This window comes from Streptomyces araujoniae, assembly GCF_050871195.1.
GTDB lineage: Bacteria > Actinomycetota > Actinomycetes > Streptomycetales > Streptomycetaceae > Streptomyces > Streptomyces bacillaris.
This window is the reverse complement of record NZ_CP194070.1, coordinates 4,145,349-4,168,033: the sequence shown is the minus strand read 5'-3', so window position 1 is coordinate 4,168,033 and position 22,685 is coordinate 4,145,349. Positions and strand designations below refer to the sequence as shown.

Genomic DNA, 22,685 nt, shown 5'->3' with positions numbered 1-22,685 from the left:
GAGTCTCGGCACGCGCCCATAACTCCGTGATTTCACAATTTCGACCGCCTCAATGCGGTCCAGCCACGGCAAGGGAGAGTACGCGCCACACGGCGCTCTTCTGTGTCGGCGCCGGGCAATGGGATCAAACGATCTACCACCATACGCACTCTCACCCACATTGCGCAACCCGCACCCTCCGAGTCTCCCGCTACACCGGCCCCACCTGCGGCGATGCCTCCGGCGTCCGCAGCGGCCTGCCCGTGTCCGCCCCGCCCATCGACTGCGTCCTCAGCTGTGCGGCGGGCGAGGCGGAGGGCGGCGGCTCGGAGGGCTCGGGGGGCTCCGGGTCGGGGTCCGGGTCCGGGTCGGGCGAAGGCAGCGGGGCAGGCGGCTCAGGGACGACCGGCGGCGGCTCCCCCGGGCCCGGCGTGGAGGGCGTCGGGGCCGGCGGATGGCCCGGGCGCGAGGGCTGCGGGGCGCCGGGCTCGGGGCGCGGGCCCTTGGTCGCGTCCGACGACGGCGCGGTGGCCGACGCGTCCGGGCTCGGCTCCTTCCCCGGGTTCTTCCGGTCCGTGCCCGCCTCGGCGTCGGCGGAGGAGTCGGAGTGGGGGTGGGCGTCACCGCCGCGGTGGCCGGTGCCGCCGGAACCGGCCACCGTCTCACCGTTCAGCTCGACGGGTCCGCCCGTCGAGTCGGCGGAGCCCGAGGGCCCCGGTCTGGCGCCGCCGTCGCCGACGCTCATACAGCCGGTGGACGCGGCGATCGTCAGCGCGGTGACGGCTGCCCAACGGACGGGGACGGACAACTTGCGCACGGGTGGCACCTCCGGGGCGAGGGGGCGGTGTTCCTGAAGGAAGCGGTGTTCCTGGGGGGCGGCGTTTCTGGGGGGGGTGTTCGTGGGGGGGGGCGGTGTTCGTTGGGGGCGGCGTTTCTGCGAGGGCGTGAGAGCGGGAGAGACGGGGCCTGTTGTCGTACGGCTACGAGCAGCACGCCGTACGCGGTGGCTGTGGTGCCGTGCCCAACTCCCCGGACCCCGCCGGAGACACGCCCGAAACCCCGCCCGCCCCGGCGCGCCCGCCCCGCAGGCCCCTCCCCGGGACCGGCACACCCACCTCGCGGCCCGTCAGCCGGGCCCGGTGAGCCCCGCCCGGCAACCCGTCACCCGGGCCCGGAACGCCCGCCCGGCAGTCCCTCCCCGAGCCCGGAACGCCCGCCCGGCAGCCCGTCACCGGACCCGTACGCGCTCCGCCGCCCGCTCCCCCGCCGCTATCCGAACCCGCCCGCAAGCTCCGCACCCAGGAACACCGCGCCCAGCCCCACCAGCAGCGACGCCACCACGTTGGCCGCGGCCAGGAAGGCCCGGCCCGTCTCGGCCAGGCGCAGGGTCTCGTACGAGAACGTGGAGTACGTCGTCAGCGCCCCGCACAGCCCCGTCGCCAGCAGGGCGTGCGCCGGGGAGGAGACCGCGGCCCCGGTCAGCACCCCGAGCAGCAGGCTGCCCGCCGCGTTGGCCGTGAAGGTGCCCCAGGGGAAGACGTACGCGACGCCGTGGCCCTGATGGCCCTGGACCGCCCGGTCCGTCAGATAGCGCAGGGGCGCGCCGACCGCCCCGCCGACCATCACCAGCAGCCAGTTCACCCCGTGCGCCCCTCGTCCCGTACCCGCCGCACGTTCCCGTCCAGCAGCCGCCTCGTCGCCACCGCGCCCGCCCACACCGCCGCCAGGGCCGCCAGGACCGTCGCCACCATGTACGCCACCGCCGCCACGAGTTCCTGACGGACCAGCAGGCCCGAGACGTCGGCCGCGTACGTCGAGAAGGTCGTGAACCCGCCGAGCACCCCGACCCCCAGGAACGGCCGGACCAGCGGGTGGGTCACCCGGCCCCGCTCCACGGTCAGCACCATCAGGACGCCGATCAGCGCGCAGCCGCTCACGTTGACGGCGAACACCGTCCACGGGAAGCCGCCTCGGGCGGTCGGCCAGAGCACCAGCGCGCCGTAGCGGGCGAGGGCACCCAGCGCGCCGCCCGCCGCGACCGCGCCCAGCACCGGGGCCTGCGGGGCAGCGGGCGGTCCCGGTTCCGGAAGCTCGTCCGGTGCCTGCTCGCTCACCCGTAGCCCAGAGCGTGCAGCCGCTCGTCGTCGATGCCGAAGTGGTGGGCGATCTCGTGGACGACGGTGATCTCGGTCTCGGCCACGACATCCTCGTGGGTCTCGCACATCCGCAGCGTCGGGCCCCGGTAGATGGTGATCCGGTCCGGCAGCACCCCGGCGTACCACTCGCCCCGGTCGGTGAGCGGGGTGCCCTCGTAGAGCCCGAGCAGGTCGGGGTCGCCGGGCTCCGGTTCGTCCTCGACGAAGACCGCCACGTTGTCCATCAGCCGCATCAGCTCCGGCGGAATCCGGTCGAGAGCCTGGCTGACGAGTTCCTCGAACTGTTCCCGCGTCATCTCCAGCACCCCGCCATTGTCACGTACCGGAGGCCGGTACGGGCAGGTGGCCGCGGCCCCTGATCCACTTCGCGGACGTTCCCGGTCCGGTTCGCGGTCGGTTCCCGATCCGGTTCGCGGACGTTCCCGATGCACTTCGCCGTCCGTTCCCGATCCGGTTCGCCGTCCGTTCCTGATCCGGTTCGCGGTGCGTTCCTGATCCACTTCGCCGCCGGCTCCCCGCATGGGCGGGGCCGTACCGGGGCATACGCGCCCAATGGTCCGCGTCCCGTTCCGTGCCGCAGCCCACCGCGTCCGGCACCGCCTCAGCCAGCTCGTCCGCCCGAAGTCCCCTGCGCGTACCCCCGGCGAAGCCACCGGCAGCCTGACAGGGGCCGGCGCCTCCCGCCCGTACGTCCGGGCCCTCGGCATGCTCGGCGTCGTCGTGGCCGGGGCCTGGCTCGGGCTGCTCGCCGTCGGGTCCATCCGTACACCGGTCGGGCCGATGGACACCAACATGACCCTGCGCCCGTCCCTCACCGGCGGCAGCAAGATCAACGTGTCCCCGCTGGGCGCCCTGGAGCTGGACTCGCACATCGCCCCGCTCCGCCTCGACGTGGACGTCGACCGCCTCGATCCGGTGCGCTCCCAGGCCCTGGTGGACCAGCCGGAACGGTTCTCCGGGCTCCAGGACGAGGTCACCCGGGACGTCGCCGCCGGCACCCGCGAGCTGGCCGTACGGTCCTGCGTCGCCGTGATCTCCGGGGCGACCGCCCTCGGCCTCGTCGTCTACCGCCGCCCGCGCCGCGCCCTGGCCGCCGGCGGGCTCGCGCTCACCCTGCTGGCCGCGTCGGGCGTCAGCGCGTACGCCACCTGGAACCCGAAGTCCGTCCTGGAGCCGAAGTTCTCCGGGCTGCTCTCCAGCGCCCCGTCGCTCGTCGGCGACGCGCGCTCGATCGTCACCGAGTTCGACATCTACCAGCAGGAGCTGGCCCGTCTGGTCACCAACGTCACCCGGCTGTACGACGCCACCTCCACGCTCCCCGTCTACCAGCCGGACCCCGGCACCATCCGCGCCCTGCACGTCTCCGACATCCACCTGAACCCGGCGGCCTGGCACATCATCGCCTCGCTCGTCGAGCAGTACGAGATCGACGTGATCATCGACTCGGGCGACACGATGGACCACGGCTCGGCCGCCGAGAACGGCTTCCTGGACCCGGTCCGCGACCTCGGCGCCCCGTACGTCTGGGTGCGCGGGAACCACGACTCCAAGGTCACACAGGCGTATCTGGAGAAGTTCCGGAACGTGCGCGTCCTGGACAACGGCCGGGCCGTCAACGTGGCCGGACTGCGGATCGCGGGCACCGGCGACGCCTCGTTCACCCCGGACCGCACCCGCCCGGTCGGCGGCAGGGCGGCCGCCGAGCTGGAGGGGATGCGGCTGGCCTCCGCCCTCCGCGACCAGGAACAGGCGGGCACCCCGGTCGACATCGCCGTCGCCCACGACCCGGCCACCGCCCGCCAGACCGACGGCACGGTCCCGCTGGTCCTCGCGGGCCACCTCCACAACCGGGTCAACGAACAGCTCAAGGGCGGCACGCGGCTGAAGGTCGAGGGCTCAACGGGCGGCGGCGGGCTGCGCGCGGTGCAGAACGAGAAGCCGGAGAAGGTGCGCGCCTCGGTGCTCTACCTGGACCGCGAGACCCGTCGGCTGCAGGCCTGGGACGAGATCACGCTCGGCGGTCTCGGGCTGACGACGGCCGAGGTCAGCCGCCATCTGCCGGAGGAGAACCTGGAGAAGGAGACCCCCGCCTCCCCCTCCCCCACGCCCTCTCCGACCGGCTCTCCGGGGCGGCCCACCCCCTCGCCGTAAACCGTTTTGGCGATAGCTCCACCCATCCCATATGCTTCTCACGTCCCCGACGCGCTGCAAAGCGAACCGGCGGGCCAATAGCCCTCATCGTCTAGTGGCCCAGGACGCCGCCCTTTCAAGGCGGTAGCACGGGTTCGAATCCCGTTGGGGGCACGTTTCACCGTGTGCGAGACTTGTTTCGCACATTGCTTGGTCCTGTGGAGCAGTTTGGAGTGCTCGCCACCCTGTCAAGGTGGAGGCCGCGGGTTCAAATCCCGTCAGGACCGCTGCAGTCCCTGTGGCTGCGTGGCTGGGTAGCTCAGTTGGTACGAGCGATCGCCTGAAAAGCGATAGGTCGCCGGTTCGATCCCGGCCCCAGCCACTTCTCGAAGGCCCCGTCCCGCGGACGGGGCCTTCGCCGTTCTCACCCCTTCCCGGCTTCCTCCACCGCCGGTTCGCGCCGCCGCCGCCAGGCCCGTACGCCGAGAGCCCCCAGCACCACCAGCACCACGGCTCCCAGCAGCACCGCGTCCGACACCCGCTCGCCCAGCTTCTGCGTCCACTGCTCGACCGCGAACGAGCTGTCGACCCCGAGCAGACCGGGGAGCGCGGTGGTTCCGTCGTACGCGAGGAAGAGCGCGCCCAGGCCGATGAAGAAGAGGCCCGAGAGCAGCGAGGTGGTGTGCAGCTCGAACCGGCCGAGCCGGACGGTCCGGCCGCGCAGCCAGCTGCGGCGGCCCAGGTCGAACCGTTCCCAGAGCAGGGCGAGGACGAAGAGCGGGACCGCCATACCGAGGGCGTAGACCGCCAGCAGCAGACCGCCGTAGACCGGGCTGCCGCTCACCGCCGCCACGGTGAGGACGCTGCCGAGGATCGGCCCCGCGCAGAAGCCCGCCAGGCCGTAGACCGCGCCCAGGGCGTAGACGGAGAAGGCGGTGGTGGGGCGGATCCGGCCGCTGATCTCCGCCATGCGCCTCGACGCGAAGCCCAGGCCGACGATCTGGGCGGCCCCGAGCGCGATGATCAGCCAGCCCGCGCCGGTGACCAGGGCGTCCCGGTGGCCGTAGAAGAGCCGGCCCGCGTACGAACCGGCGGCGCCGAGCGGGACGAGGGTGGTGGCGAGACCGGCGTAGAAGATGCCGGTACGGGCCAGCAGGCGCGAGGTGGAGTCGATGGAGTACGCGAAGAAGGCCGGGAGCAGCAGCGCGCTGCACGGGCTGACCAGGGCGAGCAGTCCGCCGAGGAACGCCGCGAAGTAGCCGATGTCCGCCGTCACTTGGCCGAGTCCTCGGCGTCCCCGGAGCTCTCGGAGCCCGTGGCTCCTTCCGAGCCCGTGGAGCCCGCCGTGCCGGTGGTCCGCGCCTGCTCCGCCGCCGCCTCGATCGCGCGCGTGAACGTCTCCTTCGGCTGCGCCCCCGCGATCGGGCGGCCGTTGATCAGGAACGACGGGGTGGACGTGGCGCCGATCCCGTACGCCTGCTCCTGGTCCTTCGCGACGGCCGCGCGGGCTCCCTCGCCGTCCAGGTCCTTCATGAACCGGGCCAGGTCCTCGACCCCGGCCTCCCGCGCGAGGGCCTTGACCCGGTCCTTGGAGAACCCCTTCTCCTTCGCCCCCTCGGCGTAGGCGGCCGCGTGGAACTCCCAGAAGCGGTCCTGCTGCCCGGCGGCCCAGGCCCCGCGCGCCGCGTTCTCGGACTCCTCGCCGAAGATCGGGAAGTTGCGCCACTCGATGCGCAGGGTGCCCTTCTCCACGTACTCCTCGATCAGCTCGGGCTCGGTGTCCCGGGCGAACTTGCCGCAGTAGCCGCACTTGAAGTCGGCGTACTCGATCAGGACGACGGGGGCGTCGGCGCGGCCCACCGCCAGCTTGTCGCCCGCGTCCCGGCGGGCCAGCTTCGCCAGTTCGGGGTAGACGCCCGCCTGGGCGTCGGCGGAGACCTCGGCGGCGGGGCCGGTGGCGGAGGTCTCCTCCGAGGAGCCGCCGGGAGCGGTCGCCTTGTAGGAGGCGAAGCCGAGGAGGCCGGCGGCCACGACGATCACCGCGCCGTAGACGAGGGGCTTGCGGGACGAGGGCCGGCCGCTCCCGGGCGCGGGCTTCTTCGACGCGGACGTGGGCTTCTTGGGCGTGGACATGCGGCACTCCGTGCTGTGGTGCGGAAGGAGAAGGGGAGAGGTGGTGCGGGTCGGGGCGGGAGCCGCGGCCTACACCCGGAGCACGGAGAGTTCGACGGGGGTCGGGGTGGCGGGGGCCGGGGCGCGGGCCCGTATCCCCGCGGGCTCCTCGGCCGACAGGGCGCCCGTCGTGGCGGGCGGCAGCCCCCACGGGGCGAGGCCGGGGGCCTGTTCGTACGCGGCGCGGGCCCGGGTCGGGACCGCCGGTTCGCCCTCGTGGTCGCGGAGCTTCCCGCAGCCGGGGACCCGGGTGCCCGTGCCGGCGGCCTCCGCCACGGGGGCCGGGACGACGGTGGTGGCCACCCGTACGGCAGCGGTCGACCCGGCGGTCGCCCCGGTCTCCGCCCGAGCGGAGACCGCCACCGGGGAAGGGGAACCGGCGGGGGCGGAGACCGCCACCGGCCCGCACAGCAGCCCCACCACGACCGCGAGCAGCGCCGTCAGACAGCACCACTGCGTACGGGACACGGGACCGGCACCTTTCGTACGGGGAGGGGCTGACGGGACGGGGCCGAGCGTTCGGCTGCCTGAAAGGGTACGTGGCGCGTGACGCACTCCGCCCGAAATGCGGTCGCCACTCCTCGTGCCCGGGTGAGATCCTGGGATCCGTATGTCTACTTCCTTCGCCGATCTCCAGTCCCAGCTCGGACAGCTCTCGCTCCGTGACGCGAACCGGCTCGGCCGGCGCCTCGAAGGAGCGCGCCGCATCCGCAAGCCCGAGGCCCGCCAGTCCGTGCTGGACGAGATCGCGGCCGAGGCGGGCAAGGCGGCCGACCGGCTCGCGGCGCGCGCGGCCCGGCTGCCGGCCCTGTCGTATCCCGAAGAGCTGCCGGTCAGCCAGAAGAAGGACGAGATCCTGGAGGCGATACGCGACCACCAGGTCGTGATCGTCGCCGGTGAGACCGGGTCCGGGAAGACCACGCAGCTGCCCAAGATCTGCATGGAGCTGGGGCGCGGGGTCCGGGGCATGATCGGGCACACCCAGCCCCGCCGGATCGCCGCCCGTACGGTCGCGGAGCGGGTCGCGGACGAGCTGAAGACGCCGCTGGGCGAGACCGTCGGCTGGAAGGTGCGATTCACCGACCAGGTGAACCCGGAGTCGACGTATCTGAAGCTGATGACGGACGGCATCCTGCTCGCGGAGATCCAGACGGACCGCGAGCTGCTGGCGTACGACACGATCATCATCGACGAGGCCCACGAGCGGTCGCTGAACATTGACTTCCTGCTCGGCTACCTGGCCCGGCTGCTGCCGCGCCGCCCGGACCTGAAGGTCGTCATCACCTCCGCGACGATCGACCCGGAGCGGTTCGCGCGCCACTTCGGGGACGCGCCGATCGTGGAGGTCAGCGGGCGGACGTACCCGGTGGAGGTGCGCTACCGCCCGCTCCTCGAAGAGGACAGCGAGGACTCCGACCGCGACCAGATCACGGCGATCTGCGACGCCGTCGACGAGCTGGGCCACGAGGCCCCCGGCGACATCCTGGTCTTCCTCTCCGGCGAGCGGGAGATCCGGGACACGGCGGACGCGCTGAACAAGCGCAACCTCAGACACACCGAGGTGCTCCCCCTCTACGCGCGCCTCTCGCACGCCGAGCAGCACCGCGTCTTCCAGCGCCATACGGGACGGCGCATCGTCCTCGCGACGAACGTGGCCGAGACCTCGCTGACCGTCCCCGGCATCAAGTACGTGATCGACCCGGGCAGCGCCCGCATCTCCCGCTACAGCCACCGCACGAAGGTCCAGCGGCTGCCGATCGAGCGGATCTCCCAGGCCAGCGCCAACCAGCGCAAGGGCCGCTGCGGCCGTACGTCGGACGGGATCTGCATCCGGCTCTACTCGGAGGACGACTTCGTCACCCGGCCGGAGTTCACCGATCCGGAGATCCTGCGGACCAACCTGGCCTCCGTCATCCTCCAGATGACCGCCGCCGGGCTCGGGGACATCGAGAAGTTCCCCTTCATCGACCCGCCGGACCACCGCAACATCCGCGACGGCGTGCAGCTCCTCCAGGAGCTGGGGGCGCTCGACCCGGCGGAGAAGGATCCGAAGAAGCGGCTCACCCCGCTCGGCCGCAAGCTCTCCCAGTTGCCCGTCGACCCGCGCCTGGCCCGCATGGTCATCGAGGCCGACCGCAACGGCTGCGCCCGCGAGGTCATGGTCATCGCCGCCGCGCTCTCCATCCAGGACCCGCGCGAGCGGCCCGCCGAGAAGCAGACCCAGGCCGACCAGAACCACGCCCGGTTCAGGGACGAGACCTCCGACTTCCTCGCCTTCCTCAATCTCTGGCGCTATGTCCGGGAGCAGCAGAAGGAGCGTGGCTCGTCCTCGTTCCGCCGGATGTGCAAGCAGGAGTATCTGAACTTCCTGCGCATCCGCGAATGGCAGGACATCTACGCGCAGCTGCGGACGGTCGCCAAGCAGATGGGGATCACCGTCGAGGAGCCCAAGGGCGACGAGTCGATCCCCGAGCAGGCGGTCCACACCTCGCTGCTCTCCGGGCTGCTGTCGCACATCGGGCTGAAGGACACCGAGAAGAACGAGTACCTGGGTGCGCGCAGCGCCAAGTTCGCGATCTTCCCCGGGTCGGCGCTCTTCAAGAAGCAGCCCCGGTTCGTGATGTCGGCCGAGCTGGTGGAGACCTCCCGGCTCTGGGCGCGGGTCAACGCCAGGGTCGAGCCCGAGTGGATCGAGCCGCTGGCCCAGCACCTCGTGAAGCGCACCTACAGCGAGCCGCACTGGGAGAAGGACCAGGCGGCGGTGATGGCGTACGAGCGGGTCACCCTCTACGGGGTCCCGATCATCGCCCAGCGCAAGGTCAATTTCGGCCGTATCGACCAGGAGGCCTCGCGGGATCTGTTCATCCGCAACGCCCTGGTCGAGGGCGACTGGCGCACCCACCACCAGTTCTTCCACGACAACCGCAAACTGCTGGGCGAGGTCGAGGAGTTGGAGCACCGCGCCCGACGCCGCGACATCCTCGTGGACGACGAGACGCTCTTCGACTTCTACGACCAGCGCATTCCGGAGCACATCGTCTCCGGGGCGCACTTCGACTCGTGGTGGAAGAACAAGAAGCGCGAGGAGCCGGACGCCCTCGACTTCGAGCGCTCCATGCTGATCAACGAGAAGGCCGGGGCCGTCACCAAGGACGACTACCCGGACTCCTGGCGGCAGGGGAAGCTCAAGTTCAAGGTGACCTACCAGTTCGAGCCGGGCGCGGACGCGGACGGTGTGACCGTCCACATCCCGCTCCAGGTGCTCAACCAGGTCACCGCCGAGGGCTTCGACTGGCAGATCCCGGGGCTGCGCGAGGAGGTCGTCACCGAGCTGATCCGCTCGCTGCCCAAGCCGATCCGCCGCCACTACGTCCCCGCGCCGAACTACGCGGAGAAGTTCCTGGACCGGGCCGTCCCGCTCCAGGAGCCGCTGCCGGCCACCCTCGCCCGTGAGCTGCACCGGATGGTCGGGGTGCCGGTCACGGCGGACGACTTCGACCTCTCCCGGGTCCCGGACCATCTGAAGATCACGTTCCGGATCGTCGACGAGCGGCGCCGGAAGGTGGCCGAGGACAAGGACCTGGAGGCGCTCCGGCTGAAGCTGCGCCCCAAGGCCCGCCAGGCGCTCTCCCAGGCCGCCGCGGCGACCGCGGGGCCGTCCGGCGAGTCCGTCGAGCGCTCGGGCCTCACGGACTGGACGATCGGCACACTGGACCGGGTCTTCGAGACGCGGCGGGCCGGGCAGCCGGTGAAGGCGTACCCGGCCCTCGTCGACCAGGGCGACACCGTGGCCGTACGGCTCTTCGACACCGTGGCCGAGCAGCAGCAGGCGATGTGGCGCGGCACCCGGCGGCTGATCCTGCTGAACATCCCGGTGAACCCGGCGAAGTTCGCCTCCGACCGGCTCACCAACCAGCAGAAGCTGGCCCTCTCCCGCAATCCGCACGGATCGGTCCAGGCCCTCTTCGAGGACTGCGCCACCGCCGCCGCGGACCGGCTGATCGCCGCGCACGGCGGCCCGGCGTGGGACGAGAAGGCGTTCCGGACGCTGTACGACAAGGTCCGCGCCGATCTCGTGGACCTGACCGTCCGCACGATCGACCAGGTGCAGCAGGTGCTGGCCGCCTGGCAGGCCTGTGAGCGGCGGCTGAAGGCGACCACCAGCCCGACGCTGCTCGCCAACGTCACCGACGTCCGCGACCAGCTGGCCCGGCTCGTGCCGCCCGGGTTCGTCACGGCCACCGGTCTGCGCCGGCTGCCCGACCTGATGCGCTACCTGGTGGCGGCCGACCGGCGGCTCCAGCAGATGCCGACGGCCGTGCAGCGGGACACCACGCGGATGGAGAAGGTCCACGAGATGCAGGACGAGTACGCCTGGCTGCTCGAACAGCTCCCGCAGGGACGGCCGGTGGCGCAGGAGGTGCTGGACGTCCGCTGGATGATCGAGGAGCTGCGCGTCAGCTACTTCGCGCACGCGCTGGGCACCGCGTTCCCCGTCTCGGACAAGCGGATCGTGAAGGCGATCGACGCCCTGGCGCCCTGAGGAGGAGGGTCCGGCAGGCGCCCCGGAGACGGTGACGGAGCCACCACCAGGAGTGAAGTCGACCTGACCCTCCCACCTCCTGTACAGTCTGGTTTCGCAGCAAGCCGCAAGGCAAGCAGCGAAAACCTGGTCCTGTGGAGCAGTTTGGAGTGCTCGCCACCCTGTCAAGGTGGAGGCCGCGGGTTCAAATCCCGTCAGGACCGCAGCAGAAGAAAGCCCGGATCTCTCCGATCCGGGCTTTCTCGCGTCTTGACGCCCTCCACCGTCGCCGGTACCCCGTAGGGACGAGGCTGTCCCTGTTCCCTCGGCGCTCTTCACGGCGGGGGACGGCCGGGCTCACCGGGAGGTGGCTCGTATGTCCGCGTCCACAGCACGACACGAGACCCGCGCACTGCTCCGCGCCCATCTGGCCGCCGCGTCCGGCTACGGCCACCTCACCCGCCACTGCCCCGTCTGCCACCGGCTGCTGCGCCTCGCCATGGAGCAGGGTGAGGGCGGGACCGCCCCGGAGTCCCCGCCGGCCGCCCAGGCGGCTCCGGAGCCCCCGGAGGGTCCGTCCGGGGCCCGGGAGCGCGCCGGGCGGCCCGCGGCTGCCGTGGCGGCCGAGGGCGCCGCCGTACCGACGGAGGGCGACGAGGGCCGGGACAGGGCCGAAAGGCCCTCCGGACGGTGACCATCGGCCGGGTGATTCCGCGTCCCGACAGTGGCACTCTCGGAGTTGGCAAGCATCATGCGGTGTGACGGGTGTCACCGAATGAGTTTTCAGACCGGGGGAGTTTACGCCTCCCCTACAAGTGGCGAATTTAATATGTGCAATTGCACCGGGGTGCCCGTTCGGCCGGACCGTTCCGTCCGGGGCTGTCCCACGGCGTCCGGGACGCTCACCCACACTCCCGCACAGACCCGCTCACAGAGCCACGAAGGGCGGCGGGACCGGGCATCCGGACGGCCCGGCGGGAACGGCGCGGCCGGCCCGGAAGCCGACCGACCACCCGGTTATCGGCCACCGGCCCCGCGTCCGGGAGACAGGCGTACGCGCCGCTCACGGGGGCATGAGAGGGCCCGGGAGGGCCCGGCGACCCCTTCTGCGGCGCCTTGGATTCCCAGGCGCCCCCGCGAATCCAAGGCGTTCACGGCCGGCCCCGGCGGGGCACAAAAAAGATCGCGCTGGACCCGGCGGAGTCCAGCGCGATCGAAACGACGCACCCGTTACACAGGTATGACGCCCGTTGGGGCAGGCGTCCGTCGAGTGGAGCTATGTATGGGCGGCCTGAGGTTGGGGGACCAGGCGGCTGCCCGATGGTGATGCTGTGCTGCTGTTGAGCGGCGTGACAGGGGTGTGTCAGGCCTCGCTGCGCTGCTGCGGAATACCCGCAAGCAGTGCGCGGACCTCTGCCTCGCGGTACCGGCGGTGTCCACCGAGCGTGCGGATGGACGTGAGCTTGCCAGCCTTGGCCCAACGGGTGACCGTCTTCGGGTCCACGCGGAACATCGTGGCAACCTCAGCCGGGGTCAGCAGCGGCTCGGCATCAGGGGTGCGAGCGGTCATGAGCGGCCTCCTCGGGAGAACCGAACCTTCTCGGTTCTTTCCTCTAAATTCTGCACCTTGACCCGCGTTGCCCGAAATGGCGGACGCGGGCCGAGTCGGTTATAGGACGAACGGCTTGTCCTCGGCACTACAACTACACCATCCGTCCAGCCGCGTCGGCCAAACCGATGGAATTGCCCTCCCAGGTGTTCATCAGCGACGGAAAGCCGATGGACCATGCCATAGCGGACAGTCACACCACCGTGACGATCAGTCACAGAGCGATCAGGAGTCGTCAGACCCCCCATAGAGTGCAATGCTGAGCATTCCGCCCTTACTTGGACGGAAGGAGCCCTCCCCGGACTCCTTGTCCTATTTTGGCACGAGGAGCAGGGATGGGCGCAAGGGACCTGTTAGTGCTATCCATCACGCTTGAGGCAAAGGCCCGGTTCGGGACGTAGGTCCTGGGACAGAAGACGTACGCTTCCGCCCCACCCACCCCACGTGTCCCACGGGACGCAGGTTCACGGCCCGTCAACTCTCCTTCGCGGACTCCGCCCAGGCGATCCGGCCGGCTCCCTCGACGGGCTCGCGCATCCCTCCTTCCCGCCCGTTCGATCTTCCGGTCCGTCCTGGATGAAGGATGCCCCGGTTCCGTCCTGTTGATGCCGCTGTGGGTCTTTTCACGTCAATTGGTGATCGGGACGACGGGACGCCGCGACGCGGGGGCGACCCGGCCGTAGAACCGGGCGGTCAGTTGGTGAACTGGCGGTCGCGGACCGCGCGCCACCGCTCCGCGAGCCGCGCGTACGCCGCCCCGGCCCCCTCGCCGTCACCGTTGCCCAGCGCGGCGAGCCCCTCCGCCACATCCGCCGCCGACCGGTCCCCGGCGAGCTGCTCGGCGGAGAGCGCGTGCACCAGACCCCCGTAGTCCAGCTCCACCAGCGAGCGCGGGTGGAACTCCTCCAGCCACCGCCCCACCTCCACCAGCCCCTCGGTGAGCGGCCCCTCCGCCACGTTCTCCCTCAGCGTCCGCAGCCCCCGGGCCAGCCGGCGCCGGGCCTCCACCATCGGCGTCCGGTAGCGCAGCACCGGCTCCCCGCCCTCGACGTCGGCCGCCACGTACTCCCGCTCCTCGTCCCGGAAGAGGACGAACCACCGCACCGGCACCTGCCACACCGTCGTCCGGATCCACGGCCGCGCGTCCGGGTTCCGGCGCCGCCAGCGCTCGTGGTCGGCCCGCGCCTGGCCCCGCACCACCTCCGGCAGCAGGGCGTCCAGCACGTTGGCCGGAAACATTCCCCCCTGCCCGCCCGGCCCCTCCAGCTCCTCCAGCGCCAGCCACCCCCGCAGCCTGGTCCGCCACGGACAGACGCAGACCACCCCGTCCACCTCCGCCACGAACGCGTCCCCGCTCTCGTGCACCGGCACCCCGACCGGCGGCGTCGGCACCAAGTCGGCCAGCGCGCGGCGCAGTTCGTCCTGGGCACCGGGCAGCACCGGGCGCTGCGCGTAGCGGGCCCAGTGGCTGCGCTCGGGCTCCGCGAAGGCGGCGAGCGGCTCGTACACCCGGAGGTAGGACGTGTAAGGGACGAACACTGAAGACACCACCGACATGCAGCGCATCGTGCCACGCCGGTTCACCCCCAGGGGGTGATCCTCCGCACGGGGGGAGATCCGCGCCGCCGGAGGACTTACGCTCTTGCCCATCGGACCGGCCGTGCCGGTCGGTCCGACGGCCCTCCCCACCCCTAGGAGGGCCTTCCGCCGCTTCGTACTTGGGAGTCACCACAGTGACCGATGTGACTGACGGCGTCCTGCACACCCTGTTCCACTCGGATCAGGGGGGCCACGAGCAAGTCGTGATCTGCCAGGACCGCGCCACCGGCCTCAAGGCCGTCATCGCCCTCCACAGCACCGCCCTCGGCCCCGGCCTCGGCGGTACCCGCTTCTACCCGTACGCGACCGAGGCCGAGGCCATCGCCGACGCGCTGAACCTGTCGCGCGGCATGTCGTACAAGAACGCCCTGGCCGGGCTCGACCACGGTGGCGGCAAGGCCGTCATCATCGGCGACCCGGAGAAGATCAAGACCGAGGAACTCCTCCTGGCCTACGGCCGGTTCGTCGCCTCGCTCGGCGGCCGCTACGTCACCGCCTGCGATGTCGGCACCTACGTCGCGGACATGGACGTCGTGGCCCGCGAGTGCCGCTGGACCACCGGCCGCTCCCCCGAGAACGGCGGCGCCGGCGACTCCTCCGTCCTCACCGCGTTCGGCGTCTTCCAGGGCATGCGGGCCTCGGCCCAGCACCTGTGGGGCGACCCGACGCTGCGCGGCCGCAAGGTCGGCGTCGCCGGGGTCGGCAAGGTGGGCCACCACCTGGTCGAGCACCTGCTCTCCGACGGGGCCGAGGTCGTGATCACCGACGTCCGCGAGGAGTCGGTGCGCCGCGTCACCGAGCTGCACCCCGAGGTCACGGTGGCCCCGGACACCGAGGCGCTCATCCGCACCGAGGGTCTCGACGTCTACGCCCCCTGCGCGCTCGGCGGCGCCCTGAACGACGAGACCGTGCCGGTCCTCACCGCCAAGGTGGTCTGCGGCGCGGCCAACAACCAGCTGGCCCACCCGGGCGTCGAGAAGGACCTGGCCGACCGGTCGGTTCTCTACGCCCCCGACTACGTGGTCAACGCCGGTGGCGTGATCCAGGTCGCGGACGAACTGCACGGGTTCGACTTCGACCGGTGCAAGGCGAAGGCGGCGAAGATCTTCGACACCACGCTGGAGATATTCGCACGTGCGAAGGCTGACGGGATTCCGCCGGCCGCCGCGGCCGACCGGCTCGCCGAGCAGCGGATGGCGGAGGCGCGTAACCGCTGACGTCCGGGCGGACGGCTCACCGGCCCGCGGGAGACCCCTGGGAGACCTGCGGGAGACAAGACTCACGCCGGTCGGCGGGTCGTCCGCCCAGAAGAGGTTAAAATCGCAGTTGACCAGCGGGGACGGGGCTCCCCACTGGTCCTGCACCGGGGCGCAAGACGCGGGCGGCGTACCGTATGGCCACGGAAGCAGGTACCGTTAAAGCCCTACGGGCGCGGTCTCTCCGTCGAGAGTCCGTCCTGAAACATGAACGCGTGTCAAGACTCTGGGGCCGTCGAGCCCCGTCACCGAGGGGGTCGAGCCATGGGGCGCGGCCGGGCAAAGGCCAAGCAGACCAAGGTCGCCCGCCAGCTGAAGTACAGCACTGGCGGGACGGACCTGTCGCGTCTGGCCAATGAGCTGGGCGCATCGCCTTCGAGTCAGCCACCGAACGCGGAGCCGTTCGAGGACGACGACGAGGAAGATGACCCGTACGCACAGTACGCGGATCGCTACAACAAGGACGATGACGACGATCAGGACGATCAGTCCGGTCCGTCGTCACAGCGCCGCGGCGCTTGACCTCGCGCTGACACATCAACCCGGTCCGGGCCTGCCCCGGGCCGGGTTCTGTGCGTCCCGAAACCGTCGGGGCCATCGGGCCCGCCGCATCCGCCGGCCTCCCGGAGACCGGCGGCTTCCGTGTGGTCCCGAACGGTGTCGCGGGCGCCGGGACGATCACCACCCGGCGCACCGCGGTCCCCGTCGTACGGATCAGCGTGCGTAGCCGCCGGTCAGCTCGGCGCCCGTGGCGTGGTCGCCGCGGTCGGTGATCTCACCGGCGACCCAGGAGTCGACCCCGCGGTCGGCCAGGGTGGTCAGCGCCACGTCCACCGAGTCGGCCGGGACGATCGCGATCATGCCGACGCCCATGTTCAGCGTCTTCTCCAGCTCCAGCTGCTCCACGTTCCCGGCCTTGCCGACCAGGTCGAAGACCGCGCCCGGCGTCCAGGTGGAGCGGTCCACCGTGGCGTGCAGCCCGTCCGGGATGACCCGGGCCAGGTTGTTCGCCAGGCCGCCGCCGGTGACGTGGCTGAAGCCGTGCACCTCGGTCGTGCGGGTGAGCGCCAGGCAGTCCAGCGAGTAGATCCGGGTCGGCTCCAGCAGCTCCTCGCCGAGCGTCCGGCCGAACTCCTCGACCTGCCGGTCCAGCGTCCAGCCGGCCCGGTCGAAGACCACGTGGCGGACGAGCGAGTACCCGTTGGAGTGAAGACCGGAGGAGGCCATCGCGATGACGGCGTCACCCTTGCGGATACGGTGCGGGCCCAGCAGCCGGTCGGCCTCGACCACGCCCGTACCGGCTCCGGCGACGTCGAAGTCGTCCGGGCCCAGCAGACCGGGGTGCTCGGCCGTCTCGCCGCCGACCAGGGCGCAGCCCGCGAGGACACAGCCCTCGGCGATGCCCTTCACGATCGCCGCGACACGCTCGGGGTGCACCTTGCCGACGCAGATGTAGTCGGTCATGAAGAGCGGCTCGGCCCCGCAGACGACCAGGTCGTCCACGACCATGCCGACGAGGTCGTGGCCGATCGTGTCGTAGACACCCATCTGACGCGCCAGGTCCACCTTGGTCCCGACACCGTCGGTGGCCGAGGCGAGGAGCGGACGCTCGTACCGCTTCAGCGCGGAGGCGTCGAAGAGACCGGCGAAGCCGCCGAGCCCGCCGAGGCCGGCGACCTCGGGGCGCTGGGTCTTCTTCACCCACTCCTTCATCAGCTCGACGGCGCGGTCACCGGCTTCGATGTCGACGCCGGCCGCCGCGTAGGAAGCACCTGTTGTCTCAGACATGGCCTGGGATCTTTCGTGTGGAGATACGGGGCTGGTGGGAGGGGCGGCGGCCCGTCCGGGTCACGGACGGCGCAGCGCGTCGGCCGCGGCGGTGGCCGCGGGCCCTGCCGCCAGCTCGGTCTCCAGCAGCTGCTTGCCGAGCAGCTCCGGGTCCGGGAGCTCCATCGGGTATTCACCGTCGAAGCAGGCGCGGCACAGGTTGGGCTTGTCGATCGTGGTCGCCTCGATCATGGAGTCGATCGAGATGTACGCGAGGGAGTCCGCCCCCATCGAGGTGCGGATCTCGTCCACGGTCATGCCGTTGGCGATCAGCTCGGCGCGGGTGGCGAAGTCGATCCCGAAGAAGCAGGGCCACTTCACCGGCGGCGAGGAGATCCGGATGTGGATCTCGGCGGCCCCGGCCTCGCGGAGCATCCGGACCAGCGCGCGCTGGGTGTTGCCGCGGACGATCGAGTCGTCGACGACCACCAGGCGCTTGCCCTTGATGACTTCCTTCAGCGGGTTCAGCTTGAGCCGGATACCGAGCTGGCGGATGGTCTGCGAGGGCTGGATGAAGGTCCGGCCGACGTAGGCGTTCTTCACCAGTCCGGCGCCGAACGGGATGCCGCTGGCCTCCGCGTACCCGATCGCGGCGGGGGTGCCGGATTCGGGGGTCGCTATGACCAGATCCGCCTCGACGGGCGATTCCTGGGCCAGTTTGCGGCCCATCTCCACCCGCGAGAGGTACACGTTCCGGCCGGCGATGTCGGTGTCCGGACGGGCCAGGTAGACGTACTCGAAGACACAGCCCTTGGGCTTCGCTTCTGCGAAGCGGGAGGTGCGGAGCCCGTTCTCGTCGATGGCGATCAGCTCGCCCGGCTCGATCTCGCGCACGTAGCTGGCGCCGCAGATGTCGAGTGCGGCGGACTCCGACGCGACCACCCAGCCGCGCTCCAGCCGGCCGAGCACCAGCGGGCGGATGCCCTGCGGGTCACGGGCGGCGTAGAGGGTGTGCTCGTCCATGAAGACGAGCGAGAAGGCGCCCTTCACATCGGGGAGCACCTTGGCGGCGGCTTCCTCGATGGTCAGCGGCTTGTCGTTCTCGTCGCGCTGCCCGGCGAGCAGCGCGGTCACCAGGTCGGTGTCGTTGGTCGCGGCGACCTGGGTGGCGCGGCCGTCCTTGCGCGGGAGGTCGGCGACCATCTCCGCGAGCTGGGCGGTGTTGACCAGGTTCCCGTTGTGGCCGAGGGCGATCGAGCCGTGCGCGGTGGCACGGAACGTCGGCTGCGCGTTCTCCCACACCGAGGCACCGGTGGTGGAGTAGCGGGCATGACCGACCGCGATATGGCCCTGGAGGGAACCCAGAGACGTTTCGTCGAAGACCTGCGAGACCAGTCCCATGTCCTTGAAGACGAGGATCTGGGACCCGTTGCTCACTGCGATGCCCGCGGATTCCTGTCCGCGGTGCTGCAGGGCATACAGTCCGAAATAGGTGAGCTTGGCGACCTCTTCACCCGGAGCCCAGACACCGAAGACGCCACAAGCGTCCTGGGGGCCTTTCTCTCCGGGGAGCAGGTCGTGGTTGAGTCGTCCATCACCACGGGGCACGGCACCGAGTGTAGGCGAGATCGACCACTGGTCCGAATTGGGGACCGGTCGGCAAAGCCGGGGCGGGGCGCGGTGAACGGCTCCCCGCGCCGCACCGGTCGGGTGTTTCGCGGGACTTCGAGCAGTGACGTTGCGTGATCGCGGAACCGGGCCGACGACGGGCGGGGGACGGGCGCGGGGGCTCGCAGCCGGGAAAGGAAGCCGGTTACCGGTCGGTAGCCGGGGGTGGGCGGTCCACGGTGGTGACCGTCCGGCCGTGGCGCTCGGTGAACCTGTCCGGAACCCGTCGCGGCCACTGGCCGAACGCTCGTTTCGTGGTGAGCCTCACACCGGCGGCCCGGATTCAGCCCTGTTCCGGAGCGCCTCCGGTCTGCTCCGGGGCGCCCTCGGTCTTCTCCGGGACGGCCTTGGCGGTGATGCCCCGGCCGTCGTCCGCCGTGATGGTGAGCGTGGAGCCCTTGATCGTGTACGTCGCCGGGCCGTCCAGGGCCGCGAGGACCGCGCGCTCCGTCTCCATCTCCGCGTCCGGGCAGAGCTTCTTGGTGCCGGCCGGGGGGCCGAAGGTGATGGTGGCGTCCTTGACGGTGGCCTCGCCCCGGTAGGAGTTGCAGCCGTAGTTGCCCTGGATCGTGCCGTCCTCGCCGAGGGTCAGATGGGGCACCCGCTCCTTCGGGAGGTCGGCGGGGACGGAGGTCGCCGTCTCCCCGTCGACCAGGGTGTTCACCGCCCACCGGGTGCCGGTCAGGTCGGCGGGCCGCTCCTCGCTGAGCGCCAGCGTGTCGCCGCCCCCGGCGGTGAGGGTGAGCTTCTCGCCGGAGAGCTTCGCCGTGAGTGCGCCGTCGAGGGCGGCGACCGCGGCCTTCTCGAACGCGTCGACGTCCTCCCCGCACGCCATCCCGGTCCGGCTCGGCTCGCTCAGGGTGATCCGGTCGCCGTCCACCTCGGCCTTCGCCCCGATGTGGTTGCAGCCGAAGTAGGCCGTGGCACGGCCCTTCGGGTCGATCTCCAGCCGGGAGCCCTCGGGGGCCTCGGTCTGCTTCCCCCCGACGGTCAGGGAGTCGACCTGCCACGCGACCCCGGTGACGGGCACATCGCTCCGCGCGGTGTCGCTGCCGCCGCCGGAGCCGGGGCCGGAGCCCGACTCCGTACCGCAGGCGGCGAGGGTGAGGAGGGCCAGGACGCTGATGCCGGTGCCGATACCGGCGCTGACGCCGGTGCCGCTGCCGGTGCTGACTTCCGTACGTTGTGTGCGCATGGCGATGTGACGGGACGGGGGCCCGATCCGGTTCCGCCCCCTGCTCCGACCGGGGTGTACGCCCCTCAGGCCATCAGGGGGAGCAGCCCGGCCAGGTCGGCCCGTTCGCCGCCGGCGCTGACCTCGGCGTCGGCCAGGGCCCGCGCCCACTCCGTCCGTCCGGTGGCGAGGCGGGCCCAGGTCAGCGGGGCCGTCTCCACCACGTTGGGCGGGGTGCCCCGGGTGTGCTTGGGGCCGCCGATGCACTGGACCACCGCGAACGGCGGCACGCGCACCTCGACCGAGCCCCCCGGCGCCCGGTCCGCGAGGGTGTCCGCCAGCAGCCGGGTGCAGGCGGCCAGCGCCTGCCGGTCGTACGGGATCTCCAGCCCGAGCGCCTCGTTGAGGTCGTCCGTGTGGACGATCAGCTCGACGGTCCGGGTCACCAGGAGGTCGGCCAGCCGCATGGAACCGACCCGGGTGGTCAGCAGCCGGTCCCCGGTGCCGGAGGCCGGGACGTCCGCGAGGAACCCGGCCTCCACCTCCTCGTACAGCGCGGGGAGGTCGGGGTGTCCGGCGGACGGGGGCGGGGCCGTGGCGTCCCTGACCGCCGCGGCGACGGCCGGCGCCCACTCCAGGAGGGTGGTCGCGGGCTTGGGTCCGGGCGGCTCCGGCAGGGCAAGGTCCCGGCTGACCGCGCCGAGCCCCAGCGCGATGTGCGCGACCAGATCGCGCACCGTCCAGCCGTCGAGCCGGGTCGGCCGGGCGAGCTGCTCGGGCGTCAACGCACGTACGGCGTCGCGGACATGGCCGAACTGGGCGAGGACCGCCGTCCGGGTCCTGAGGTGGTCGTAGGCGCGCGGGCGCTTCTTGGCCGGGGGCATGGGGCCGAGACTAACCGGCCCCACCCACAGCACCGGACCGCCCGTCCCGCACGCCCCGCTTCCCGCCACGGCCCGGCGCGTTCCTGGCGGCCCCGTCGTCACTGGCGGCCCCGTCGTCACTGGCAGCTCCGTCGTCACTGGCAGCTCCGGCGTTACCAGCGGCCTCCGCAGCCCCGTCGTCCCCCGCAGCCCCGGCAGCCCTGGCAGCCCTGGCAGCCCCGGCATCCACCGCACCCACCGCACCCACCGCACCCACCGCACCCACCGCACCCACCGTGAACGTCTCGCCGTTCGCCGGGACTCCGACGCCCCGCCAGGTGAACGGGACGCCCCGGGCCGCGTCCGGGTCGGGGCCGTCCATGAGGTGGAGGTGGAGGTGGGGTTCGGTGGTGTTGCCGGAGTTCCCCACGCGCCCGATCTCCTGCCCGGCCCGGACCCGGTCCCCGGCCTTCACCGTCAGCGAGCCGCGCCGGATGTGGGCGTAGACCGCGTACGTACCGCCGCCGAGGTCCAGGACCGCATGGTTGCCGAGGACGCGGTGCGCGCCCAGGACCGTCCGGACGGTGGCCTCGACGAGCATCAGGTAGGCGAGCGCGGGCAGCGAATTGCGGCTCAGGTGGTCGCGCTGGCCGTCGCTCGCCACCACCACCGTGGCGTCGGCCACCGCGAGCAGCGGGGCGCCGAAGGCCGGGAAGTCGCGGTTGCGGCGGACGACCGGCCACACCCAGCGGAACGGCGGCCGGGCCTGCGGGGCCCCGTCCGCCGCCTCCGGCTCGGCCACGATGTCGATCGCGTACGTCTGTCCGTACACGTGCGTCCCATGGCTCGGGACCTTGTCGGCCGGGCTGTTCAGGGCCGACCACCGCCCGGTCACCGGCGGTGCGACCTCCACCGGCTCCCGCGGCTCGCCCCGGGGCGCCCCCGCCCTCGCCTGGAGCGCGTTCGTGGTCAGCAGGAGCACCGCCACGACCGCCGCGGGCAGGAACGTGGTCGTCCACCCGGGGCCGGGCAGATCGGTGACGACCTCCGCGATCACCAGCGCGATCAGGACGAGCCAGGAGAGCCGGTGGGCCCTGGCCAGGACGTTCCGTGCGGACATGGTCGTTCCCCCTGTCGTCGGTCGGACCCGCCGTCCGTCGGCAGGCCCTACGGCGCCGCCGCCGTCAGCACCACCAGCAGCGGCACCACCCGGGTGGCCGGCACCTCGTACCGGCCCCGGCCGGCCGGCCGGAGCCAGCCCGCGCCGGTCAGCCGGCGCAGGTGGTGGTAGATCTGGCCGGTGGTCCCGACCGCGTCGAGCGCGGCCAGCTCGGCGGCCGTGCGGCGGCCGCCGAGGATCTCGCGGAGCAGGCGCAGCCGTACGGGATGGCCGAGCGCGGCGAGCGCGTCCGCGGCCGCCGATCCGCCGTCGGACGGGCGCTCGCCGTCCCCGCCCTCGCTGTCGAGCAGGGCTCCGGTGAAGGCGCCGTACTGCCACTCGTACCGCTCGCCGGTCGGCAGCCGGACCGCCCCCGTGAAGAGCACTCCCCCGTCGGCCCCGGTCTCCCCGGCCTCCGCGAGCCGCTGCTTCAGTCCGCCGAGCGCCCAGAAGTCACCGTCGCCCAGCCGGGGCGACCCGCCGTCCTCGCGGTCCTGCCCCTCCAGCGCCGTGAGCCGCCGTTCCAGCTCGGCGACCCGCTGCTCCAGCTCCATGACATCAACCTTACGTAATTACGTAATCTCCGACAACCGAGCGGGCGGAAAGGCCGAAGCCCCCGCCCGGACGGACC

The 22,685-nt window shown here is 71.9% G+C and carries 19 protein-coding genes, 4 tRNA genes and 1 pseudogene; 9 read left to right on the top strand and 15 right to left on the bottom strand.

Annotated elements, in window-relative coordinates; all coding sequences use genetic code 11:
• Window positions 1-190: 190 nt before the first annotated feature.
• The 4 genes from ACQ9ZG_RS17750 to ACQ9ZG_RS17735 form a co-directional block, all read right to left on the bottom strand.
• Complete coding sequence (locus ACQ9ZG_RS17750; RefSeq protein WP_018488405.1) at window positions 191-796, bottom strand: hypothetical protein; 606 nt, start codon at window positions 794-796, stop codon at window positions 191-193.
• A 452-nt stretch (window positions 797-1,248) separates the two neighbouring features.
• A complete protein-coding gene (locus tag ACQ9ZG_RS17745; protein WP_018488406.1) occupies window positions 1,249-1,620 on the bottom strand; it encodes a fluoride efflux transporter FluC in 372 nt (123 codons plus the stop codon).
• On the bottom strand, window positions 1,617-2,093 hold the full coding sequence (locus ACQ9ZG_RS17740; RefSeq protein ID WP_028420174.1) for a FluC/FEX family fluoride channel: 477 nt from the start codon (window positions 2,091-2,093) through the stop codon (window positions 1,617-1,619). Before ACQ9ZG_RS17740 ends, ACQ9ZG_RS17745 begins: the two co-directional genes overlap by 4 nt.
• The gene (locus ACQ9ZG_RS17735; protein ID WP_015610126.1) at window positions 2,090-2,440 is read right to left on the bottom strand and encodes a metallopeptidase family protein; all 351 of its coding nucleotides are present in this window, start codon (window positions 2,438-2,440) and stop codon (window positions 2,090-2,092) included. Before ACQ9ZG_RS17735 ends, ACQ9ZG_RS17740 begins: the two co-directional genes overlap by 4 nt.
• A gap of 247 nt (window positions 2,441-2,687) precedes the next feature.
• Between ACQ9ZG_RS17735 and ACQ9ZG_RS17730 the strand changes: the two genes are divergently transcribed.
• The 4 genes from ACQ9ZG_RS17730 (at window position 2,688) to ACQ9ZG_RS17715 (ending at window position 4,647) form a co-directional block, all read left to right on the top strand.
• Window positions 2,688-4,286 (top strand): metallophosphoesterase family protein, encoded by a 1,599-nt coding sequence (locus tag ACQ9ZG_RS17730; protein WP_109916219.1) that lies wholly within the window; start codon window positions 2,688-2,690, stop codon window positions 4,284-4,286.
• Between the two features lie 80 nt (window positions 4,287-4,366).
• Window positions 4,367-4,439, top strand: a tRNA-Glu gene (locus ACQ9ZG_RS17725).
• A gap of 38 nt (window positions 4,440-4,477) precedes the next feature.
• A tRNA-Asp gene (locus ACQ9ZG_RS17720) sits at window positions 4,478-4,552 on the top strand.
• Window positions 4,553-4,573: 21 nt separating this feature from the next.
• Window positions 4,574-4,647 (top strand) — tRNA-Phe (locus tag ACQ9ZG_RS17715).
• Between the two features lie 42 nt (window positions 4,648-4,689).
• Here the strand turns inward: ACQ9ZG_RS17715 and ACQ9ZG_RS17710 are convergent.
• From ACQ9ZG_RS17710 to ACQ9ZG_RS17700, 3 genes are all read right to left on the bottom strand, one after another.
• Entirely contained in the window at window positions 4,690-5,541 is an 852-nt protein-coding gene (locus ACQ9ZG_RS17710; RefSeq protein WP_028420172.1) for a cytochrome c biogenesis CcdA family protein, read from the bottom strand.
• Window positions 5,538-6,398: a DsbA family protein gene (locus tag ACQ9ZG_RS17705; RefSeq protein WP_109916220.1), complete on the bottom strand. Its 861-nt coding sequence runs from the start codon at window positions 6,396-6,398 to the stop codon at window positions 5,538-5,540. The genes ACQ9ZG_RS17710 and ACQ9ZG_RS17705 overlap by 4 nt, the downstream gene beginning before the upstream one ends.
• Window positions 6,399-6,467: 69 nt before the next feature.
• Window positions 6,468-6,905 carry a hypothetical protein gene (locus ACQ9ZG_RS17700; RefSeq protein ID WP_499280821.1) on the bottom strand — a complete coding sequence of 146 codons (438 nt, stop codon included), beginning with the start codon at window positions 6,903-6,905 and terminating at the stop codon, window positions 6,468-6,470.
• 142 nt (window positions 6,906-7,047) lie between these two features.
• Between ACQ9ZG_RS17700 and hrpA the strand changes: the two genes are divergently transcribed.
• The 3 genes from hrpA (at window position 7,048) to ACQ9ZG_RS17685 (ending at window position 11,653) form a co-directional block, all read left to right on the top strand.
• A complete protein-coding gene (hrpA, locus tag ACQ9ZG_RS17695) occupies window positions 7,048-10,980 on the top strand; it encodes an ATP-dependent RNA helicase HrpA (RefSeq protein ID WP_109916444.1) in 3,933 nt (1,310 codons plus the stop codon).
• 128 nt (window positions 10,981-11,108) lie between these two features.
• Window positions 11,109-11,183: transfer RNA gene (locus tag ACQ9ZG_RS17690), tRNA-Asp, on the top strand.
• Between the two features lie 152 nt (window positions 11,184-11,335).
• Window positions 11,336-11,653 carry a DUF6274 family protein gene (locus ACQ9ZG_RS17685; protein WP_499280820.1) on the top strand — a complete coding sequence of 106 codons (318 nt, stop codon included), beginning with the start codon at window positions 11,336-11,338 and terminating at the stop codon, window positions 11,651-11,653.
• 669 nt (window positions 11,654-12,322) lie between these two features.
• On the opposite strand, the gene bldC is transcribed toward ACQ9ZG_RS17685, so the two are convergent.
• Together bldC and ACQ9ZG_RS17675 are read right to left on the bottom strand one after the other, a co-directional pair.
• Window positions 12,323-12,529, bottom strand: a complete 207-nt coding sequence (bldC, locus tag ACQ9ZG_RS17680; protein ID WP_003949541.1) for a developmental transcriptional regulator BldC — start codon at window positions 12,527-12,529, stop codon at window positions 12,323-12,325.
• A gap of 732 nt (window positions 12,530-13,261) precedes the next feature.
• Window positions 13,262-14,125 carry a DUF8083 family protein gene (locus ACQ9ZG_RS17675; RefSeq protein WP_109914543.1) on the bottom strand — a complete coding sequence of 288 codons (864 nt, stop codon included), beginning with the start codon at window positions 14,123-14,125 and terminating at the stop codon, window positions 13,262-13,264.
• Between the two features lie 176 nt (window positions 14,126-14,301).
• Between ACQ9ZG_RS17675 and ACQ9ZG_RS17670 the strand changes: the two genes are divergently transcribed.
• Window positions 14,302-15,384 carry a Leu/Phe/Val dehydrogenase gene (locus ACQ9ZG_RS17670; protein ID WP_109914541.1) on the top strand — a complete coding sequence of 361 codons (1,083 nt, stop codon included), beginning with the start codon at window positions 14,302-14,304 and terminating at the stop codon, window positions 15,382-15,384.
• Between the two features lie 303 nt (window positions 15,385-15,687).
• Window positions 15,688-15,945 carry a DUF3073 domain-containing protein gene (locus ACQ9ZG_RS17665; RefSeq protein WP_018488416.1) on the top strand — a complete coding sequence of 86 codons (258 nt, stop codon included), beginning with the start codon at window positions 15,688-15,690 and terminating at the stop codon, window positions 15,943-15,945.
• Between the two features lie 192 nt (window positions 15,946-16,137).
• Here ACQ9ZG_RS17665 and purM read toward each other — a convergent pair whose 3' ends face one another.
• From purM to ACQ9ZG_RS17635, 6 genes and pseudogenes are all read right to left on the bottom strand, one after another.
• Entirely contained in the window at window positions 16,138-17,211 is a 1,074-nt protein-coding gene (gene purM / locus ACQ9ZG_RS17660) for a phosphoribosylformylglycinamidine cyclo-ligase (RefSeq protein ID WP_018488417.1), read from the bottom strand.
• 60 nt (window positions 17,212-17,271) lie between these two features.
• Window positions 17,272-18,798, bottom strand: a complete 1,527-nt coding sequence (gene purF, locus ACQ9ZG_RS17655; protein ID WP_028420165.1) for an amidophosphoribosyltransferase — start codon at window positions 18,796-18,798, stop codon at window positions 17,272-17,274.
• Between the two features lie 343 nt (window positions 18,799-19,141).
• Window positions 19,142-20,053 (bottom strand): META domain-containing protein, encoded by a 912-nt coding sequence (locus ACQ9ZG_RS17650; RefSeq protein WP_258311993.1) that lies wholly within the window; start codon window positions 20,051-20,053, stop codon window positions 19,142-19,144.
• A 65-nt stretch (window positions 20,054-20,118) separates the two neighbouring features.
• Window positions 20,119-20,916 carry a maleylpyruvate isomerase family mycothiol-dependent enzyme gene (locus ACQ9ZG_RS17645; protein ID WP_028420163.1) on the bottom strand — a complete coding sequence of 266 codons (798 nt, stop codon included), beginning with the start codon at window positions 20,914-20,916 and terminating at the stop codon, window positions 20,119-20,121.
• Between the two features lie 262 nt (window positions 20,917-21,178).
• Window positions 21,179-22,015: pseudogene (locus tag ACQ9ZG_RS17640) on the bottom strand (M23 family metallopeptidase); the annotation flags it as partial.
• Between the two features lie 47 nt (window positions 22,016-22,062).
• Entirely contained in the window at window positions 22,063-22,608 is a 546-nt protein-coding gene (locus ACQ9ZG_RS17635; RefSeq protein ID WP_499280818.1) for an ArsR/SmtB family transcription factor, read from the bottom strand.
• Window positions 22,609-22,685 lie beyond the last annotated feature (77 nt).

Excerpts from the sequence above, each read along its gene's own strand:
- ACQ9ZG_RS17730 (WP_109916219.1), top strand. The coding sequence starts at position 2,688 with ATGGTCCGCGTCCCGTTCCGTGCCGCAGCCCACCGCGTCCGGCACCGC.
- ACQ9ZG_RS17705 (WP_109916220.1), bottom strand. The coding sequence starts at position 6,398 with ATGTCCACGCCCAAGAAGCCCACGTCCGCGTCGAAGAAGCCCGCGCCC.
- hrpA (WP_109916444.1), top strand. The coding sequence starts at position 7,048 with ATGTCTACTTCCTTCGCCGATCTCCAGTCCCAGCTCGGACAGCTCTCG.
- ACQ9ZG_RS17685 (WP_499280820.1), top strand. The coding sequence starts at position 11,336 with ATGTCCGCGTCCACAGCACGACACGAGACCCGCGCACTGCTCCGCGCC.
- bldC (WP_003949541.1), bottom strand. The coding sequence starts at position 12,529 with ATGACCGCTCGCACCCCTGATGCCGAGCCGCTGCTGACCCCGGCTGAG.
- ACQ9ZG_RS17675 (WP_109914543.1), bottom strand. The coding sequence starts at position 14,125 with ATGTCGGTGGTGTCTTCAGTGTTCGTCCCTTACACGTCCTACCTCCGG.
- ACQ9ZG_RS17665 (WP_018488416.1), top strand. The coding sequence starts at position 15,688 with ATGGGGCGCGGCCGGGCAAAGGCCAAGCAGACCAAGGTCGCCCGCCAG.
- purM (WP_018488417.1), bottom strand. The coding sequence starts at position 17,211 with ATGTCTGAGACAACAGGTGCTTCCTACGCGGCGGCCGGCGTCGACATC.
- ACQ9ZG_RS17650 (WP_258311993.1), bottom strand. The coding sequence starts at position 20,053 with ATGCGCACACAACGTACGGAAGTCAGCACCGGCAGCGGCACCGGCGTC.
- ACQ9ZG_RS17645 (WP_028420163.1), bottom strand. The coding sequence starts at position 20,916 with ATGCCCCCGGCCAAGAAGCGCCCGCGCGCCTACGACCACCTCAGGACC.
- ACQ9ZG_RS17635 (WP_499280818.1), bottom strand. The coding sequence starts at position 22,608 with ATGGAGCTGGAGCAGCGGGTCGCCGAGCTGGAACGGCGGCTCACGGCG.